Source organism: Dyadobacter sp. HNCC25DJ183 (assembly GCF_056895175.1).
Window position 1 is genome coordinate 1 of the sequence record NZ_JBXHAP010000008.1, and the last position, 17,016, is coordinate 17,016.

17 protein-coding genes are annotated in these 17,016 nt (G+C 48.5%); 6 read left to right on the forward strand and 11 right to left on the reverse strand.

Annotation, left to right across the window (positions count from 1 at the left end):
- Window positions 1–110: 110 nt before the first annotated feature.
- Genes cobT through cobC form a run of 3 tightly spaced genes read left to right on the forward strand, consistent with a single transcriptional unit; the run spans window position 111 to window position 2,433 of the window.
- Window positions 111–1,133: a nicotinate-nucleotide--dimethylbenzimidazole phosphoribosyltransferase gene (cobT, locus tag AC1XTG_RS19825; RefSeq protein ID WP_484843138.1), complete on the forward strand. Its 1,023-nt coding sequence runs from the start codon at window positions 111–113 to the stop codon at window positions 1,131–1,133.
- Window positions 1,130–1,921 carry an adenosylcobinamide-GDP ribazoletransferase gene (locus tag AC1XTG_RS19830; RefSeq protein WP_484843139.1) on the forward strand — a complete coding sequence of 264 codons (792 nt, stop codon included), beginning with the start codon at window positions 1,130–1,132 and terminating at the stop codon, window positions 1,919–1,921. The genes cobT and AC1XTG_RS19830 overlap by 4 nt, the downstream gene beginning before the upstream one ends.
- Complete coding sequence (gene cobC, locus AC1XTG_RS19835; RefSeq protein WP_056284533.1) at window positions 1,906–2,433, forward strand: alpha-ribazole phosphatase; 528 nt, start codon at window positions 1,906–1,908, stop codon at window positions 2,431–2,433. The genes AC1XTG_RS19830 and cobC overlap by 16 nt, the downstream gene beginning before the upstream one ends.
- Window positions 2,434–2,449: 16 nt before the next feature.
- On the opposite strand, the gene AC1XTG_RS19840 is transcribed toward cobC, so the two are convergent.
- The 5 genes from AC1XTG_RS19840 to AC1XTG_RS19860 are packed head-to-tail and all read right to left on the reverse strand — an operon-like array spanning window position 2,450 to window position 6,715.
- A complete protein-coding gene (locus AC1XTG_RS19840; protein ID WP_484843140.1) occupies window positions 2,450–2,803 on the reverse strand; it encodes a hypothetical protein in 354 nt (117 codons plus the stop codon).
- A gap of 8 nt (window positions 2,804–2,811) precedes the next feature.
- The gene (locus AC1XTG_RS19845) at window positions 2,812–4,554 is read right to left on the reverse strand and encodes an ABC transporter ATP-binding protein (RefSeq protein WP_056284527.1); all 1,743 of its coding nucleotides are present in this window, start codon (window positions 4,552–4,554) and stop codon (window positions 2,812–2,814) included.
- Window positions 4,555–4,585: 31 nt separating this feature from the next.
- Window positions 4,586–5,263, reverse strand: a complete 678-nt coding sequence (locus tag AC1XTG_RS19850; RefSeq protein WP_484843141.1) for a hypothetical protein — start codon at window positions 5,261–5,263, stop codon at window positions 4,586–4,588.
- Between the two features lie 34 nt (window positions 5,264–5,297).
- Window positions 5,298–5,660, reverse strand: coding sequence for a VOC family protein (locus AC1XTG_RS19855; protein ID WP_484843142.1), 363 nt, complete (start codon window positions 5,658–5,660; stop codon window positions 5,298–5,300).
- Between the two features lie 59 nt (window positions 5,661–5,719).
- The gene (locus AC1XTG_RS19860) at window positions 5,720–6,715 is read right to left on the reverse strand and encodes a glycoside hydrolase family 43 protein (protein WP_484843143.1); all 996 of its coding nucleotides are present in this window, start codon (window positions 6,713–6,715) and stop codon (window positions 5,720–5,722) included.
- 95 nt (window positions 6,716–6,810) lie between these two features.
- Between AC1XTG_RS19860 and AC1XTG_RS19865 the strand changes: the two genes are divergently transcribed.
- Window positions 6,811–7,419, forward strand: coding sequence for a hypothetical protein (locus AC1XTG_RS19865; RefSeq protein WP_484843144.1), 609 nt, complete (start codon window positions 6,811–6,813; stop codon window positions 7,417–7,419).
- Here AC1XTG_RS19865 and AC1XTG_RS19870 read toward each other — a convergent pair.
- Window positions 7,414–8,934, reverse strand: coding sequence for a GH3 family acyl-acid amido synthetase (locus tag AC1XTG_RS19870; protein ID WP_484843145.1), 1,521 nt, complete (start codon window positions 8,932–8,934; stop codon window positions 7,414–7,416). The two genes, AC1XTG_RS19865 and AC1XTG_RS19870, sit on opposite strands and share 6 nt — an antisense overlap.
- 354 nt (window positions 8,935–9,288) lie before the next feature.
- Between AC1XTG_RS19870 and AC1XTG_RS19875 the strand changes: the two genes are divergently transcribed.
- Entirely contained in the window at window positions 9,289–9,822 is a 534-nt protein-coding gene (locus AC1XTG_RS19875; protein ID WP_484843146.1) for a DUF2911 domain-containing protein, read from the forward strand.
- A gap of 104 nt (window positions 9,823–9,926) precedes the next feature.
- Here the strand turns inward: AC1XTG_RS19875 and AC1XTG_RS19880 are convergent, their stop codons facing one another.
- From AC1XTG_RS19880 to AC1XTG_RS19890, 3 genes are all read right to left on the reverse strand, one after another.
- On the reverse strand, window positions 9,927–10,673 hold the full coding sequence (locus AC1XTG_RS19880; RefSeq protein WP_484843147.1) for a DUF3891 family protein: 747 nt from the start codon (window positions 10,671–10,673) through the stop codon (window positions 9,927–9,929).
- A gap of 64 nt (window positions 10,674–10,737) precedes the next feature.
- Entirely contained in the window at window positions 10,738–11,115 is a 378-nt protein-coding gene (locus tag AC1XTG_RS19885; protein ID WP_484843148.1) for a helix-turn-helix domain-containing protein, read from the reverse strand.
- 3 nt (window positions 11,116–11,118) lie between these two features.
- Window positions 11,119–11,424, reverse strand: a complete 306-nt coding sequence (locus tag AC1XTG_RS19890; protein WP_056284503.1) for a type II toxin-antitoxin system HigB family toxin — start codon at window positions 11,422–11,424, stop codon at window positions 11,119–11,121.
- Window positions 11,425–11,617: 193 nt separating this feature from the next.
- On the opposite strand from AC1XTG_RS19890, the gene AC1XTG_RS19895 reads away from it, so the two are divergent.
- Window positions 11,618–12,019, forward strand: a complete 402-nt coding sequence (locus AC1XTG_RS19895; protein ID WP_056284500.1) for a response regulator — start codon at window positions 11,618–11,620, stop codon at window positions 12,017–12,019.
- A gap of 75 nt (window positions 12,020–12,094) precedes the next feature.
- Here AC1XTG_RS19895 and AC1XTG_RS19900 read toward each other — a convergent pair whose 3' ends face one another.
- Window positions 12,095–13,645, reverse strand: coding sequence for a SusD/RagB family nutrient-binding outer membrane lipoprotein (locus tag AC1XTG_RS19900; RefSeq protein WP_484843149.1), 1,551 nt, complete (start codon window positions 13,643–13,645; stop codon window positions 12,095–12,097).
- A gap of 32 nt (window positions 13,646–13,677) precedes the next feature.
- Complete coding sequence (locus AC1XTG_RS19905) at window positions 13,678–16,854, reverse strand: SusC/RagA family TonB-linked outer membrane protein (RefSeq protein ID WP_484843150.1); 3,177 nt, start codon at window positions 16,852–16,854, stop codon at window positions 13,678–13,680.
- Window positions 16,855–17,016: the final 162 nt, after the last annotated feature.

Sequence of the window (17,016 nt, forward strand, 5' to 3'; positions counted from 1 at the left end):
GCAAACTTAGGTCTGCTACTGTTTCAAAACTTTAATTTATTTATCCCAAACCTGTATCGGGTTTTCAGGACTAGTCATAACAATTGGAACAAAATATTACAACACCAAAGATGCAGCAGGATTTAGATGCCCGGATCAGGGAGAAGATTGATTTTAAAACCAAACCGACAGGTGCACTGGGCTTGCTGGAAGACCTGGCTTACCAGATCGCCTCGGTACAGAATACGCTCAGCCCCCGCCTGGTTTCGCCACATATCATTGTTTTTGCAGCCAGCCACGGGATCGCTGCAAGCGGGGTAAGTGCCTATCCGACCGAGGTAACTGCGCAAATGGTACTGAATTTTCTGAATGGAGGCGCGGCGATCAATGCATTTACCCGGCAGCATCAGATTGAACTGACGGTGGTAGATGCTGGTGTGGATTATGAATTTGCGCATCACGATATGTTACTTGACCGCAAAATCGGTTTTGGGACAAAGAACATCCTGGAAGGCGCTGCTATGACGGCAGACGAATGTTTGCGCTGCCTAGATGAAGGCGCCAAGCTGGTGGAATTCATTAGCCAAACAGGCTGCAATGTGATTGGTTTTGGAGAAATGGGCATTGGTAATACGTCTTCTGCGGCAATGATCATGAGCCGGTTGCTGGGCCTTCCTCTGGAAGATTGCGTGGGAAAAGGTACCGGGTTAGACAATGCGGGATTGGAAAGGAAAATCCAGATTCTGACGGAGGCTGCCGAAAGGCATAAGCCTGGCGGGAATGATCCGTTGCAGGTATTACAGACTTTCGGGGGATTCGAAATCGTGATGATGTGCGGCGCAATGCTGGAAGCGGCTGCCCGGCAGATGCTTGTGCTGGTCGACGGGTTTATAGCTTCGGCTGCTTACCTGGCGGCTTTGAAAATGAACCATCGCGTGCGACAAAATGCTGTATTCTGTCATCAATCCGAAGAAAGGGGACACCGGATCTTACTGGAAACGCTGAATGCGAAGCCGATCCTGCAACTGGGAATGCGGCTGGGCGAGGGGACAGGCTGCGCAGTGGCTTACCCGATCCTGCAAAGCGCAGTTGCCTTCTTTAATGAAATGGCGAGTTTTGAAAGTGCCGGTATCAGCGGAAAGCCAGATTTATGAAACACCAGGCTGCCCTCTTTTTTGCTGCGCTGCAGTTCTACACCAGGATACCTATCCCGGGCTGGGTAGTATTCAAGCCCGACCATTTGAGCCCGGCGACACGTTTTCTGCCGTTCATCGGCTGGATTGTCGGGGCGATTTCGGCTGCGGTGTGGCTGGTGGTTTTCCCGCTGACGAGCATTCCCATTGCGATTATCTTTTCGGTAATAGCCTCGATTCTCACCACCGGCGCACTTCACGAAGACGGTTTCGCGGATACCTGCGACGGTTTCGGCGGCGGCTGGACACGCGAGAAGATCCTGATTATCATGAAAGACAGTCGCCTCGGTACCTACGGTGCAGTGGGGCTGGTTTGCATTCTTGCGCTGAAATTTGCTTTGTTACAACTGCTGATTAACCTTTTTGGAAGTCAGATCTCCCATGTTTTCGGGTTATGGATTGCTGCGCATGCGATCAGCCGGTTGATGCCGGCATTTATCATTTACAGTCAGCCTTATGCACGTGATACCGACGACAGTAAATCGAAGCCAGTGGCGCAAAATGTAACGGTTGCCACATTGGCGATTGCTGCTGTTTTCGGGATTATGCCTTTGCTTTTCCTCTGCGTAATGGTCAACTCTGCGCTTCCGCTCTTGTCGATCCCATTCCTGGGAATAATTACCTGGGCAATGAGCCGCTATTTTGTAAAATGGATCGGCGGATATACGGGGGATTGTCTGGGTGCGGTCCAGCAGGTGTGTGAAGTGGCTTTTTACATTTGCCTGGCTGCATCATGGAAATTTATCTGATCCGGCACACTACCCCGGCACTCTCGCCAGGCTTGATCTACGGCCGGCTTGAAGTCGCGCTTACCGAAGATTTTGAGAAGGAATTTGAAACTATAAAAACGCAGCTCCCTGCGGATTTCGATCAGGTATATTCCAGTCCTGCCACACGTTGTACGCTGCTCGCCGGGAAGATCGCTCCTGCATTCACAACAGATTTACGCCTCGCCGAGCTCGATTTCGGTGATTGGGAAGGAAAAGCCTGGGATACGGTTGATCAAAATGACCTTCAAAAGTGGATGGATGATTTTGTAAACTGCCGCGTGCCCGGGGGCGAAAGTATGATCGACTTGCAGCAGCGGGTAAGTACATTCTGGAATGAACTCATTGAAACAAAACTGCAACGCATCGCCATAGTGACGCATGCAGGTGTAATCCGGATGCTGCTGACAATCTACCGCGGAACAATGCTTGCCGACTTTTTCAAGATTGAAGTAAAATACGGCGCAGTGATCGTAATCACGCCTGAAAAATGAACAGAAGAAGCTTTGATTACCAAACCATATTTGACGTGGTAGCAAGCATATCGAGCACGTACTGCGCCAAAGGATCGTTCGGGTCGTGGGCGGTCAGGAACTCATTTAATTTTACATCCCAATCCAGCATAGCAGCCCGGGCAGTATCTCCCACGCCCAGAATGCCGGAATCAAGGTCTGGCCCGAGCAGGCATTTGTAAGTATCCCCGTCTTTAAAGACAGCCGGGCGGAAGATTTTAAGATTGCGGGTCAATGCCTCGTTTTCAAAATCCACGGAAACCAGTGCTTCCTGGTCTATTTTCATTTGTTCCATATTGTTCAAAAGAATGTTGACCGGACTGTAAGCAAGGATTGTGCCAAAAACCTGCATGCATTCATTTACCGGCGTTCGCCTACCTGCTGCCGCCACATGGAATAGTAAAGCCCCTTGTGTTCGAGCAGCCCGTCGTGTGAGCCAGACTCGGAGATTTTGCCTTTTTCCAAAACATAAATCACATCAGCATGCATAACTGTCGACAACCTGTGTGCAATCAATATGGTCATTTGGTGCCGGCTGGTGGATATGTCGCGGATCGTGGCGGTGATTTCTTCTTCGGTAAGTGAATCGAGGGCGGAAGTTGCTTCGTCAAAAATCAGCAGTTGCGGATTACGCAGCAATGCACGGGCAATGGACAGCCGCTGCTTTTCTCCGCCCGAAAGCTTCATCCCGTTTTCTCCCAAAATAGTATCCAGTCCATTGGAAGCTTTTGCAACAAGCCCGAGTGCAGAAGCTTTCCGCAACGCTTCCCGGACTTCTTCATCCGTCGCGGCGGGTTTTACCAGAAGCAGGTTGTCGCGGATAGTGCCTGCATAAAGCTGGGTGTCCTGCGTCACAAAGCCGATTTGTCTTCGCAATGGGTTGTACCGTACCTGCGTTGCAGGCGTTTCGTTGAAATAAATGTCGCCACTTACCGGCGTGTACAAGCCCACCAGCAGCTTCACCAGCGTAGACTTACCCGAGCCAGAGGGACCTACGAAAGCAATGGTTTGTCCCAGGGCAACATCAAATGAGATATCATCGATCGCATTGTAACCTGCCGTTTGATGACGAAACACAATGTGATTGAAGCGCAGACTTTGCAGTTTGCCCAGCTCTACCGAGTTCTCGGGTCTTTTTTCGATAGGCTTTTGCATTAACTGATCAAAACTCTTCAAAGAAGCATCGGCCTCGCGGTAAAGGATGATCATATTTCCCAAATCCTGCAAAGGCGTGAAAATGGCGGTTGAAATAAATTGCATTGCGATCAGCTCGCCGGTACTGAGCACTTTCCTGAAAATCAGCCAGAGCAGAATGAAGAGGATCGATTGTTTGAGCAGGTTTAGCATGTTGCCTTGCAGGAAGGAAAGGAAGCTTACCTTGCGCGCTTTCTGCATTTCCAGCTCGAAAATGTCCAGTGTTAATGCATTTAATCGCCTTATCTCGGCAAATGTCAAACCCAGGCTTTTTACGAGTTCGATGTTCCGCAGACTTTCGGTAATTACACCTGCCTGCTTGGTTGTTTGTCTGTTAATGGAACGTTGAATGCCTTTGATGCGCTTGGACAGGAGCCCGGTCAATGAGCCTAACAGCAGGACGCCGATGAAGAACACGGGAACCAGCAGCCAGTTGCGGTTGATACTGTACCAGACCAGAAAACCAACCCCTACAAAAGACGAAAAGAGCACATTAATAAATGCATTGATAAACCGCTCGGCGTCGGTTTTTACCTTTTGCAGTACCGATAGGGTAGTGCCGCTCCGGCTTTCTTCAAATTCCTGAAAGGAAAGGCGGAGGGTCTGTTTAAGTCCGTCGTTGAAAATGTACATTCCAAAACGGGCGACTGCCTTGCGGGTAGTGTAATCCTGTGCGGCTTTACATAAGCGCGCCAGCACAGCTATCCCGAGTGCAAGCAACAGCCAGCGGGTCGCGCCGTGCAGCAATTCCTGCTCGCTGAGCCCGGACGTATTGGTAGCATACTGATCAATGATTTTTCCGAAAATAACAGGATCTATCAAAGTCAGCAGCTGGGCGACACCGGCTAGCAGCAGGGCAAAGGAAATGAGGAGGTAGTGCGGACGCAGGTATTTCAACAGAAGTCTCATACCTGCTCACAGCAAAAAAGTTGCGCCAGTGCTATTGCTGCCAAACCAGCATGCCGAATTTTACGCCAACTGAAACAATGGGTGTGAATTTCTTGCCGGGATAAAAGTTTTCTCCTTCCCAGAAAGGATCGTAGGATACTTCTTCGGCGTCCTGGATTTCGGAGTATTTCACGGTGGTGCGGGCCAGGCCGAGTCCGGTGTACAGATCAATGGTCAGCTTTTTCGGGATCAGGAATTTAGCGCCGATTTTTCCTACTAAGCCAAATTTGGTTTTACTGAAGTCGGAGCGTTCGAAGGAAAGCTGGGTTGTGTCCGAGATATAATGTGAATTCCGCGCCAATTCCTTCTTTACACGGGAAATCACGCCTTCTGCGGCGAGGTACCAGCCCATATAATCCCGTTTCAGCCAGTAGAATTTCACCTCGGGACGAATTTCCAGCATGTTGTAGCTGCGCGGCTTGTCTGAGCTAAAAAGTGTCCTGCCCAATGCAAGTGCCCGCAGCCCGGCGCCTACACTTAAACCGTAGCTCCACCGGCCGCCGGTCATAAACTCACTTCCAATCCGAATGGACGGGTCGGGGAAGGCCAGTGCGACGGGCATAATGTGCACATCCACATTCCGCCTGAATAAATCGGGCTGCTTTTGACCAAAACTTACAATTGCATTCAAAAGCAATGCAGATACTAACAAAAAAGTAAAATTTTTCATGGGCTGTTTGTTGGAAGTGTTTAGCAATGAGTTTTCAGAAGAATTCACCAAAATGCCAGAGAATACCCGACGGATCGTGTAAAAAGCATTCTTTTCCCCAGGTTTCGTTACGGACGGGCGTTAGTTTTACTCCTTCATATCGGCCTGGCAAATCCAGGGCAAAAAGTTCTTTCCAGTAGCGGTCGGCATCGTCCACTTCCAGGAAAAGCATGGTATTCTCAATCCACTCTTTGGCGTAGTAATCCTGCAGGTAAAAGGCGAGTTCATTGAGCTTAAAGACGGACATATTGTGACTGATCACGTGTTCTTCGAAACCAAGATCCCGGTAAAAGCTTCTTGAAATTTCAAAATCCTTTGCGCCTATAAAGGGTCTTAAAGATTTGGCTTTATGTTCCATACGTGCAGTTTTGGCTTGTAAAGATAGGGTGCCTTTTTATTAACTCACAACAAGTTACTTCAAGGCACAAAGGTTTCGCCCACTATAAGTTTTTCACCTGAAAAATCTACTTCAAACAAATGCGGGTACCGGATCGTGCGTCCGTTGACGCTCTTGTGGCTATGTATGGACATCAGCCATTTGCCGCCGAAAGTTTTGAAAAGCATTCCATGGCCGAAGTTTGGTGGGGTGATCGGGTCTTTCTCCTGTACCCAGGGCCCGTCCAGCTTGCCGGACTGAGAATAGGCCACACCCTGGGTATACACGTCGTAAATCCAGCTTGTCCAGATCATACCCAGCTTGCCTGTACCTGTGCGGAATAGCCAGGGGCCGTCGGTTACTTTGTTGGGCAGCACTTTATCCTTTACATTTTCACGGCTCCACGGGCTTTCACTTGCTTTGAATAGCAGCTTGCTGTTGCCGGTAGTGCCGCTCAGGTCAGGTTTCAGTTCAATTTTTTCGATGGTACCATCGAGATTTTGCAGCCATTCATAGCAATAAACGAGGTATGGTTTTCCATTTTCAACCCAGAGCGTACCATCGAGGGTGGGCATGTTGGCAGGAAGGTAAGTGGGGTCTTTCATCGGAACATACGGTCCCTCCGCTTTGTCGCTCACGAGCACGTGGCAAGCGCGGCGCTCGATTACGTTTTCACCTACCGTATCGATTTTTACATCCCGGTTTGTGAAGGTGGCGAAGTAGTAGTATTTGTTCTGATAGTAATGCAGTTCCGCCGCCCAGATCATCGGGTTTTTGCCCATCCAGGATGCAGGATCAGTGTTAGCCACTTTGTACGGGCCTGACCAGCTTTTTAAATCCGGGCTCTTCCACAGCATCCCGCCGGTGCCTGTCATGTAGTAAGTTTTTGTTTTCTGATCGGCAAGGATACACGGATCGCTCAGGCGGATCGAATCGAGCGGAATGTTGTGTTTTACGACTGGCTCGCGGTTTTGGGCAAAGGCTGAGGCAATGCCGGCGGCGAGGAATATATACAGGAACAACGCTTTTCTGATCATCGGGCAAGGATACAGTTTGTAAATGAAATCCCTAAACTAAGGTTTAGATTGGAACAATTATTGGAGATCGAGAGGAGAAATGAATTTTTGATTTTATGCTTAATCCAGACAATCACACACCCGCACCGGCCGGACCGGCGCAGTTCGGTACCAATAAGTGCATCCCGAAGGTGATAGAAACGGAAGTACTGCGCGCATTGTCGCATTACCCTGAACTGAAAGAGACGCACATCAACTTCGTTTTCAAGCGGCGGATCAGAGGTTCCGTCATGCAGGCACAGCCCAAAATCAGTACGATGTTTAGTACAAAACGCGCCTACAACATCAACATCAGCGCGATGTTCAGGCTGACGCATTCGGCTATACCTATTCACCAGATCCCCTCAGATATTATCGTCGGCTGGATCGGGCACGAGCTAGGGCATGTTATGGATTATGAAAATCGCAGCCTGACGGGGATGATGCGTTTCGGGCTGGGATACCTGCTTTCGTCAAAATATGTGAAGGAAGCGGAGCGGGTCGCGGATACTTATGCCGTTAATCACGGTTTGGGAAATTACATTCTCAAAACCAAGCACTTCATATTAGACCATGCATCCTTGTCGGAAAAGTACAAGCGGAAGATTGCCCGCCTGTACCTTTCGCCGGATGACATCGTGGAACAAGTCAAAAAGCTGGAAGCAAAAAGGACACTACCCTCATGAATGTGCCTGTGCAAAAGCGGCAAATTCGAGGAAGTCTTCTTCTTTCATAACGCGTGGTATTTTAACCTGGCCGCCCTTCTTTTTAGTTTCTTCACTCCATTTATAAAATACCTCTTCGGGGATAAGCTCCACTTCAACTCCCTTCAATGCGCGCGTGCGGGCTACATTGTAGTTTTTATTATTCTCGCGTAAAGTTGCGTCCAGTGACTCGGCAACTTTGCTTTTGTCAATGGATTTGTCGCAGCTCAGGTACCATTTGTTAATGTACTCGTCGCCACGGCGGATAGCTGAAATGATAAATTCCTTGATCACCACATCATATTCGTTTTCTATCACGCGCAGCCCGTCGTTCATCTGATTCACGGAAAGCTGCTCGCCCACTACATTGAGGTAATGCTTGGTGCGGCCCGTGATCCTGATCTCCGCGCGGGCTTTGTCCGTGATCATCACGGTATCGCCGATCATATAGCGCCAGGCTCCCGAAACAGTCGAGATCAGCAGTACGTATTCGACATTCTCTTCTGTATCCGCCAGGGAGAGTACTGTGCCGCCGGGCTTTACCATACCGTCTTCATCCACATTGTCCGCATTGAATGGTACAAACTCGTAGAAGATCCCATTGTCCGGGAATAATGCCATTGACGTTGTATCAGGCCGTCTCTGGATTGCGATGAAACCTTCCGAGGCAAGGTAAGTGTCAATGTAAACAAGCGGCCGCGCAAGCAGTCGTTCCAGACTTTTACGATAAGGTTCAAATGCAACGCCGCCGGTGGTATACACCATCAGGTTTGGCCAGATATCGTGGATGGTTTCGAGTTTGTTATGTCTGATAATCTCTTTGAGCATCAGTTCAACCCACGACGGAATGCCTGAAATGCAACCAATATCCCACTTCGGCGCTTCTTCGGCGATCCTTTTCACGCGTTCATCGAAGTCGGCAATGGAGGCAATTTCCTGCCCGGGCTTGTAGAATCCTCCAAACCACGCAGGCAGGTTACTCGCGCTGATCCCGCTGATTTCACCTTCCTGGTGATCGTCTTTCTGGATCAGGTTGGTACTGCTGCCCAGCATGAGAATCTGCTTGGTGAAGAAATCAGCCGGAAGGTCGAATACACCCAGGTTGGTGATTTCCGAAACGCCGGCTTTGCGGATGCAGGCGAGCATATCGTCTGTTACCGGGATGTATTTGCTGTTGCTGGTAGTACCGCTGCTGAGTGCAAAATAATTTTGTCCGCCCGGCCAGGTCACATTTTGATGTCCTTCCAGCAGAAAATGCCACCATTCGGCGAACATTTTGTCGTAATCATGTACGGGAACTTTCTCCTGAAATTCCCTGACTATATCGTCTGCTGCCAGGATTTCGGCGAACTGGTATTTTTTGCCAAAAGCAGTGAATTTTGCTGTTTCGAGCAGCTTTCCCAGTGCTTCTTTCTGGGCCTGGACAGGCTCGGGATCACTGAGGATCTTGCCTGTGAAATCAATTGCTTTCTTGATCAGCTCGCCAATTACAGCCATATTTTGAGTACATATCGTTGGTTTCTAAGAGGGGAGGAAAAAATTTGTGCCATGGAAGTGGAAGAATGTAGAAATGCAGCAAAGCGGCTTGGTGTCAGGAGTGATCTACGATCTTTATCACTACCGGTAACTAAAGGAGGCTCCACAGGACCCCATTTATATGCTCTGCCAACTTTTTTCTATAAACAGGGGGCTCCTCAGGAGCCACTTTTTCCTTGGCTGCGCTTTCTCTCAAAAGGACCGCAGAGCGGTCTCCTGTTTATAGCTGTTTTGCCGGCGAATATCTCTTTCATTATCAACCGAAATGACGATATTAGAGGAGTTTTAACCTATTGTTTAACAACACAGACCGACATGGAAAAAATGGTGATTACAAAAGGGTTTTTAATGCTGGCGTTTGCGCTGGCAACAACGGTTAGCTGGGCCCAGGGAGACAAACCCAAACCAAGTCCTGCTCAAACTGCTACCGGCAAAGCGGGTGCTGCTACTATCACGATCAACTATTCTGCGCCGTCGGTAAAAGGCAGGAAGATTTTTGGAGAGCTGGTGCCTTACGATAAGGTTTGGCGCGCCGGTGCGAACGAGGCTACTATTTTTGAAACGGATAAAGATATTACTGTGGAAGGACAAAAGCTGCCGGCAGGAAAGTACAGTCTTTATGCGATTCCGGGAGAGTCTGAATGGTCTTTTATCTTTAATTCTCAAACCGGACAATGGGGTATCAAAAGGGGCGGAGAGACTTCGAAAGACGTAAGCAAGGATGTGCTGACCGTGAAAGCCAAGCCAAAGAAAAGCGCTTCCATGGCGGAGCAGCTGGCTTACGAGGTAACCGGAAGCGGGTTTGTTTTGCGATGGGATAATACCGAAGTCCCGGTTTCAATCAAATAATACTATTGCAGAGTCTGAAAATCAAAAATGGCGACGGTACTCTTACCGCCGCCATTTTTGATTTTAGAATTTTCCTGGCCGGTTCATTTACAAGTTCGCAATCGTTACTCCTGCGTTTCATCGCTGCCAGGTTCAATGAATTGGTAAACCACTAGCTCCGGCTGTTGTTCCAATATTTTCTTGCGAAAAATCGCCTCGCTCCTGAACGACATATCTGTCAGAATCCTCCTGTCAAAGCAGACTTCAAACTGTGGTGAATCAAATGGCCAGGGCGTGACAGTAAGTACATTTTCAGCCGGAGAAAGCAGGTCGTAGCTGATCCCGCCCGGGCCGATCCCGATCTCAACTTTCCGGTTTTCGGGCTGGACCCATTTCTGGCAGATAAGGAGCGACAAGGCATCGCACCATTGCAGCAGCATATAAGCTTGTTCAATGTCAGCTTGTGTAAGTTCCAGCTGTTTGAGCCAGTTCTGATCCTGCTTCTTCAATCCTTCGCAGTATTTCTTCACAGCGGGATCTTCGGATTTGTCGTATAAAAATTGGATGTGCCTTGAAGTCAGCAGGGCGATATAGCGACTTTTGGTAAGCGCCATATTCAGTAGTTTGTCGAGCTTCGGCCTTTCAAAGTCACGCATTTTGTAGTTGACCGGCCCACCGTGTTCGTTCAGAAGTATATCGTCTTCTTCCAGCTCGTTGAATGCATCGTCGTGCCCGAGGGTAGCGGCAATCGTTTCCATCCAGAATTTGGTTCTGAATTCGGGTTTCAAATGGAAGCAAAACTTTCCGGCGAGCAGTCCGTGTGCGCGCTGTGAAATCAGTTCCCAGCCTTTTTCCGTGTAGTTGACGATCATGTAAGTAATAGTTTGCGGGGCTAGTTCAAATATTATGCCTTATCCCAACCTGACCAGCAAGCTATTACGCATTATCAAGCAAAAATCCTGGATCAATGCCCAGTTTCTGGTACACCGCTTTGAGAAAAGGTACGTCGGGTTCGCGTTTTCCATTCAGGATCTGAGACAATTTTGGTTTCCCAAGCCCCAGCATATCAGCCAGCGCAGCCTGCGTAAGTTTCAGCTGAAACCGCTTCAATTCGACCATTTCGGGGATGGTTTTGGGCTTGGGAAGTGGATAATGCGTGTCCTCAAATGCTTCCGCGGCGACAGCCATTTTGCGGAGTTTTGTCTGTTCATTTTTTGTAAGATTGCCTTCGCCTTTATTCATGAGGCTCAGGATCTCCGCCATTGCAGACTCGTATTCTTTGGTGTTTTTATAAAAAATTTCCTCGTTTTCCATAACCTAACTTTTGTAAATAACTTTTGAAGCATCAACCCTGTCGTATTCTGCGTGTGTGCCGATAAAAAGTATGTATACGGTACGAACATCAAAATGAATCTTGGCGATTAACCTGTAATCGTTGCCTTTGATGTTGAAAACATATCTGTCATTTCCTACAAAGTCAACCGTGTTGAAGCTCTGCTTCATCTCAGAAAATTTTGACCAGTCCGCGGCTTTGCAGCGCTTGTACCAACTCAGCAATGCATCCGTCGCCCGAGGTTCTTTTTCTGAAAAAGCATTTATAATCCTCTTGGAAAGAATTACCATATAGTGTGGTTTGTGTTAATACAAAGATGAAATGTTTTTTCAAATATTGAAACAAAATTTCATTATTTGAAACACCAGGTTGCTGCCGTGCAGTATCGTGTTACCTTAATGTTAACAAAACAGCTACTTGCATTCATTTGAATTTGTAACTTAGCAACTCTGGCAATTTGGTATTATCCACCCTCTCTAAACTATGCAGCAGAAAATCATTTACCTGGTCGATGATGACGAAGATGACCGTTTCTTTCTGACGGACGCCATTCAGGCTGTTTTTGAAAATGTATCTTTCCGGGAATTTAAGAATGGTCTGGAATTCCTCACGCACGTCTCCACGCACGGATTGGAGGAGCAGCAATGCCTTGTGCTGATGGATATGAACATGCCGCTGATGAGCGGGATTGAGACGATCAAAGAGCTGCGTTCCGGACAGCTTTTTTCTGAAGTACCTGTGGTGGTGATCTCCACATCTTCCAGCGAAGAGCTGATCAGGGAATCCCATTCAGTCGGCGCTTCTGCTTACCTCGTGAAACCGGATAGTACCACCGGCCTGCTTCAAACTGCCAAATCCCTGGAAGGTTATTTCAGCAGGGCATAGGAGTGGTCAGGCAACTATAAACAGAAAAAGGATGTCACTTTCGGGACATCCTTTTTCTGTTTCATTCCTTCAAGATTATTTATTCCACCAAAGTGGCGTCGTGATATCATCGTTGCCTTGGGCTTTTACCGCATTCTGGTAATTGGCCAGGTTTACACTCTGCTCTTTCGGCGGGTAGTACAGGCGCTGGGGAACGCCGGTCCCGAATAGCGGCTCAAATTTGTAATTGGTCGTTTGTCCGCCGACAGTTCTGCTCCAAACCACTTCTCCGGGTTTCACCAGGAAGGTCGGGTAACCTGTACGGCGCACCTCGGCCCAGGCTTCGTCGCCCTGGGTGTACAATGCAAGCCATTTCTGGTTGAGTACATTCGCTTTGTCAGCTTTTGGCAATGCAGCCACGTAAGTAGTGATATCCGCAGCAGACACGCCCCATTTCTGTAAGGAAGCAGTTACGCCTTTTATATATTCCTCCTGGTCCCAGTTTTTGTATTCAGAGATCAAAAAGGCAACCTCGGCAAACTCCTGCAAAACCTCCCCGTAGTTGGCTGCATTCACAACAGTGCCCGGCAAGCTTACGTCAGTGGCAGTCAGCAGGCCGGCTGCGGCTACGGGTAATCCGTAAGGCTGACCAACAAATTCGCCAGCTGCATTTTTAGTAGCATAAATGGGCAAACGCGGGTCCTGTACTTTCACTGCGCCTCTTTGTCCTTTCAAAACATCGATCAGCACGTGGGAAACTGCGAAATCTTTCCGGTTGGCAGTCACTGTTGCCCGGTACAATGGCGCTTCATTTGGTGCGAGTGCCTGGTATCTGAAAACGGCATTGTCTGCATTGGAAGTGAAAACACCTTTTGCCAGTGCATCTTCAAAATGCGTGTTCGACTCAGCTGGTGCAGCTTTGCGGATGCGGGTAGCAATGCGAAGACGAAGCGAGTTCGCAAATTTGGTCCATAATTCGTTTTTGCCTTTGTAAATCACATCGTAGTTGCCGAAAGTAGTGGCAGTCTTGTACTTGTTCAGCGTATCGCCGGCTGCTTTCAGCTCATTCAGAATGTCGAGATAAATCTTCTGCTGACTTGCGTAAGCCGGGCTCAGGTTCTCGGGAGTTTGCTGTAAAGCCTGGAACTCAGGATCATTGTTTCCGTAAGACTGATACGGAATATTGCCAAAAACATCTGTCAGGTTCTGGAAAGTGTAAGCTTTCAGAATACGCACAATGGCGATTTGATTCGCATTGGTGCCGGCTGTTCCAGCCGCCGCCACATCTTTCGTCGCCGGATTTGAATTGAGAATAATGATCTCGTTCAGGTTGTTCAGCGCTTTGTAAGCATTGCTCCAGTAAGTGTCCGAATAGGAGCGGGGAATATCGTAGCGGGACTGATCGCTGTAAATATTCTGGCTGTAATATTGCGCAAAGAGCTGCGAGCCACGCAGTGAACTGTTTTCGTTGCGGATGTTATCGATCACCTGTTTTTCTGCATTGAGCAAAATGGTCGTGGTGGTCGCATTCGTTGGCCGGTTAGGGTCCTGATTGATTTCCTCAAAATGGCTGTCGCTGCATGAAGCGAGCAGGCCGGCGCCTAGTGCGAGGAAAAGGATGCTTTTACTATATATGAGCTTTTGCATGATCTTCAAATATTAACTTGTTAATTGGCGGGTTAAAACTTCACATTGACATTCAAACCATAAGTTGCCGGTACCGGAATATTTCCGCCTTCCAAACCCTGGATGTTCCCGCCACTGCTGGTGAATTCAGGGTCAATGTACTTGCTGGCAGTATAAATGTTCGCCAGGTTGCGACCGTATAATCCGAAATAGATCGACTTCACCGTTTTGTTGGCCAGCGGCAGGCTGTACCCGAATGTGATTTCGCGCAGCTTCACGAAGGTTGCATCAAAGATCGTCTGTGGGGTAGGGCCGCTGTACTCGCCGCGCGCCCAGGCTTGTGCCGTAATGCGGGTATCGTTGGGTGAAGTATTGCTCACCGCGTAGCTTCCATCTGCATTGTAAGTCACGGTACCTTTTACACCTTCGAGCACCACGCCGGTTTCGCGTACATTGTTGGCAGCCGTTTTGTCGAGCACACCTGAGTACATACCCACTTTATAGGTTTGCGAGAAGAATTTCCCGCCCACGCGACCGTCGATCAGGAAGCCCAGATTGAAGTTTTTGTAAGTGAAATTGTTTTGGAAACCAAACAGGTATTTAGGTAAAACACTACCCAGCGGCGTCAGTTGCTGCCCGCGGTCGTAGGTACCATCGGCTTTGATCACCTTTTGTCCGTCAGCGGCGTAGATGAAATCGTTGCCCAGGATCTGTCCGTAAGGCTGACCTTCCCGTGCCACCAGTGTAACGAGGCTATTCGCAAGCTGGAAAGTATTCACACCCGGCGCCAGCTGGATCACCTTATTGCGGTTGCGCGACCAGTTGAGGCTCGAATTCCATTCAAATCCACTCGCCCGGATCGGCGTGCCTGTCAGCGTTACCTCGATCCCTTTGTTATTGATCTTACCCGCATTGATCACCTTCGAATCATAACCGAATGCAGAAGAAACCGGGATATTGATGATCTGGTTGCGGCTTACATTATCGTAGTAAGTTACGTCCAGACCAACCCTGTTTTTAAATGCCTGCAAGTTAATACCTGCTTCCCAGGAGCTCGTGATCTCCGGTTTCAGGTTCTGGTTGTTGAGCTGGTTAGGCAAACGATAAGAAGCCAGCCCGTCGAAAGATTGCGTGGCTTCGTAAGCGCGCTGCAGCTGGTAAGGGTCGGTATCATTACCTACCTGCGCCCAGCCGAGACGTACTTTGGCAAAATCCAGCCAGTTCACATCTTTAATTCCATTCAGTTCCGTAAGGATCAGGCTGGTTGTAAGAGACGGATATGCAAATGAATTCCGGCCGACCGGCAAAGTGGAAGACCAGTCGTTACGCAATGTTCCGTCGAGGAACAGCAAGCTTTTCCAGCCCGCCGAGAAGCTCGCGAATACGGAGTTGATCTGCTTGCGGTATGCATTGGAATTGACCAGCACAGAGCTCGCATTTTTCAAATTGTAATATTCAGGAATGATCAGTCCGCCCTGCGTAACCGCGTCGCTGATGCGGCGGCGCTGGCTCATGATATTACCACCCGCATTCACATTCAATGAGAAATCTCCCCAGCTCTTGTTCGCCGAAGCCAGCAACTCGTAGTTGAATTCGCTGAAATTGTTATTGTACTCCTGGTATTGCGATTGTGTTCTGGAATATACAGCAATGCGGTCCTGATACTGATATTGATAAACATCCGCATTTACTTTTCCGCTTACTTTCAGCCAGTCATTTACGTCGTAAACCAATCCTACGTTTCCGTAAAAACGGTCGCGGTTCTCTTCCAGGTAACTTTCGTAAGCCGACCAGTAAGGGTTATCAATAAACTTCGCGGCTTCGCCAGCAGGTGTATTCTGGTAGCCGCTTCTGTTCCACAGGATCTGGGTACCGTCCGCGCGTTTGTAGTTTTTCAGCTTGTCGTAATCCACCTGTACCTGTCCCCATTGAAAAGCTTCCAGGATAATATTCCGGTTGGTAGCACCTGTCCACGGCCGGCCGGTCGACTGGTTTTTGATGTAGTTGAAGTTGTTATAAACTTTCAATTTACCCAGCTGTGACGAACCTGAAAAATTGATAGAATTCCGTTTCAGGGAAGAATTCGGCACGGTACCTTTTACATTTTTATTGGTGTAAGAAAGGCGGTACGTAGAATTGGCATTGCCGCCGCTCACAGATAAGCTGTTGGTATTCGATACCCCGGTTTCGAAAAATGAATGCACATCATTTTTAGGATATGCCCAGGGTTCGGGTTTCAGGTATTCCGCTGTGTTTTCAGGATCGAGGTTATACCAATGTAAAACGGGCGTACCGTCCAGTTTCGGTCCCCAGCTTTCATCTACTGCATATTCCGCAATGTTATACTCGGTTCCGTTGATGGTCGCTTTCTGGAAGGACGGATTAAAACCGCCGCCGTACAATTTCTGGCGTTTAGGCAGACGTACGATATTCTCAAACTCTACGCCTGTATTCAGCGTGATATTCACCTTGCTGTTTTCCTTGCCTTTTTTGGTGGTTATCAAAATGACCCCATTTGCCGCGCGGGTACCGTAAAGTGCCGCCGCTGAGGGGCCTTTTAATACGGATACATTTTCAATGTCGTCCGGGTTCAAATCCTGGATCATGTTACCCACGTCCTTACCGCCCGAGCCCGAGCTGGTGGCCGCGCTGTTCAGGTCCGCATTGTCGATAGGCGTACCGTCAATTACGTAAAGTGGCTGGTTGTTGCCTGATATGGAGTTGATTCCGCGCAGCAATACCCGCGACGAACCGCCCATGTTACCACCGGAAGAAGTTACCTGCAAACCTGCGACGCGTCCCGACAATGCACTTAGCGCATTGGTCGGCCTGGTTTGCAAAGCTTCGCCTTTGATCTCCTGAACTGCATAACCCAGCGCACGTTTTTCACGCGAAATGCCAAGAGCGGTTACAACTACCTCATTCAGGATCTTGGTATCCGGTTTCAGGGCGATGGTAATTCGGTTGGTATTGCCGATTGTCACATCCTGCGCCAGATAACCAATAAAGGAAACCACGAGTACCGAAGCATCGTCGGCCACATTGAGACTGAAAGATCCGTCGGCATCGGAGAGTGTACCTGTAGAAGTACCTTTTACCGCAACCGATGCGCCGGGTAGCGGACTATTGTCATTCGCATCAGTGATAATCCCGGTGACGGTCCGCTGTGCCTGAACAAGCCCGACCGAGAAGATTGTCAGCAAAATCAGGTAGAGAATTCTGTTTTTCATAATTGTATTTTAAAGAGAGTAATTGGTGAGTACTGCGGCATGTTTGTTTGTGTTGTTTGTAATCTTATTTAAATTTTATACTGAAATTAAAGTATTTTTAAAAATATTATTCTGTTTGATTGTCAAATAGTAATTATTTAAACTATCTGAAAAGTTAATCTT

What these genes read in the sequence shown, in the direction of transcription:
- cobT (WP_484843138.1), top strand. Translation starts at nt 111, where the DNA reads ATGCAGCAGGATTTAGATGCCCGGATCAGGGAGAAGATTGATTTTAAA.
- AC1XTG_RS19830 (WP_484843139.1), top strand. Translation starts at nt 1,130, where the DNA reads ATGAAACACCAGGCTGCCCTCTTTTTTGCTGCGCTGCAGTTCTACACC.
- cobC (WP_056284533.1), top strand. Translation starts at nt 1,906, where the DNA reads ATGGAAATTTATCTGATCCGGCACACTACCCCGGCACTCTCGCCAGGC.
- AC1XTG_RS19840 (WP_484843140.1), bottom strand. Translation starts at nt 2,803, where the DNA reads ATGCAGGTTTTTGGCACAATCCTTGCTTACAGTCCGGTCAACATTCTT.
- AC1XTG_RS19845 (WP_056284527.1), bottom strand. Translation starts at nt 4,554, where the DNA reads ATGAGACTTCTGTTGAAATACCTGCGTCCGCACTACCTCCTCATTTCC.
- AC1XTG_RS19850 (WP_484843141.1), bottom strand. Translation starts at nt 5,263, where the DNA reads ATGAAAAATTTTACTTTTTTGTTAGTATCTGCATTGCTTTTGAATGCA.
- AC1XTG_RS19855 (WP_484843142.1), bottom strand. Translation starts at nt 5,660, where the DNA reads ATGGAACATAAAGCCAAATCTTTAAGACCCTTTATAGGCGCAAAGGAT.
- AC1XTG_RS19860 (WP_484843143.1), bottom strand. Translation starts at nt 6,715, where the DNA reads ATGATCAGAAAAGCGTTGTTCCTGTATATATTCCTCGCCGCCGGCATT.
- AC1XTG_RS19865 (WP_484843144.1), top strand. Translation starts at nt 6,811, where the DNA reads ATGCTTAATCCAGACAATCACACACCCGCACCGGCCGGACCGGCGCAG.
- AC1XTG_RS19870 (WP_484843145.1), bottom strand. Translation starts at nt 8,934, where the DNA reads ATGGCTGTAATTGGCGAGCTGATCAAGAAAGCAATTGATTTCACAGGC.
- AC1XTG_RS19875 (WP_484843146.1), top strand. Translation starts at nt 9,289, where the DNA reads ATGGAAAAAATGGTGATTACAAAAGGGTTTTTAATGCTGGCGTTTGCG.
- AC1XTG_RS19880 (WP_484843147.1), bottom strand. Translation starts at nt 10,673, where the DNA reads ATGATCGTCAACTACACGGAAAAAGGCTGGGAACTGATTTCACAGCGC.
- AC1XTG_RS19885 (WP_484843148.1), bottom strand. Translation starts at nt 11,115, where the DNA reads ATGGAAAACGAGGAAATTTTTTATAAAAACACCAAAGAATACGAGTCT.
- AC1XTG_RS19890 (WP_056284503.1), bottom strand. Translation starts at nt 11,424, where the DNA reads ATGGTAATTCTTTCCAAGAGGATTATAAATGCTTTTTCAGAAAAAGAA.
- AC1XTG_RS19895 (WP_056284500.1), top strand. Translation starts at nt 11,618, where the DNA reads ATGCAGCAGAAAATCATTTACCTGGTCGATGATGACGAAGATGACCGT.
- AC1XTG_RS19900 (WP_484843149.1), bottom strand. Translation starts at nt 13,645, where the DNA reads ATGCAAAAGCTCATATATAGTAAAAGCATCCTTTTCCTCGCACTAGGC.
- AC1XTG_RS19905 (WP_484843150.1), bottom strand. Translation starts at nt 16,854, where the DNA reads ATGAAAAACAGAATTCTCTACCTGATTTTGCTGACAATCTTCTCGGTC.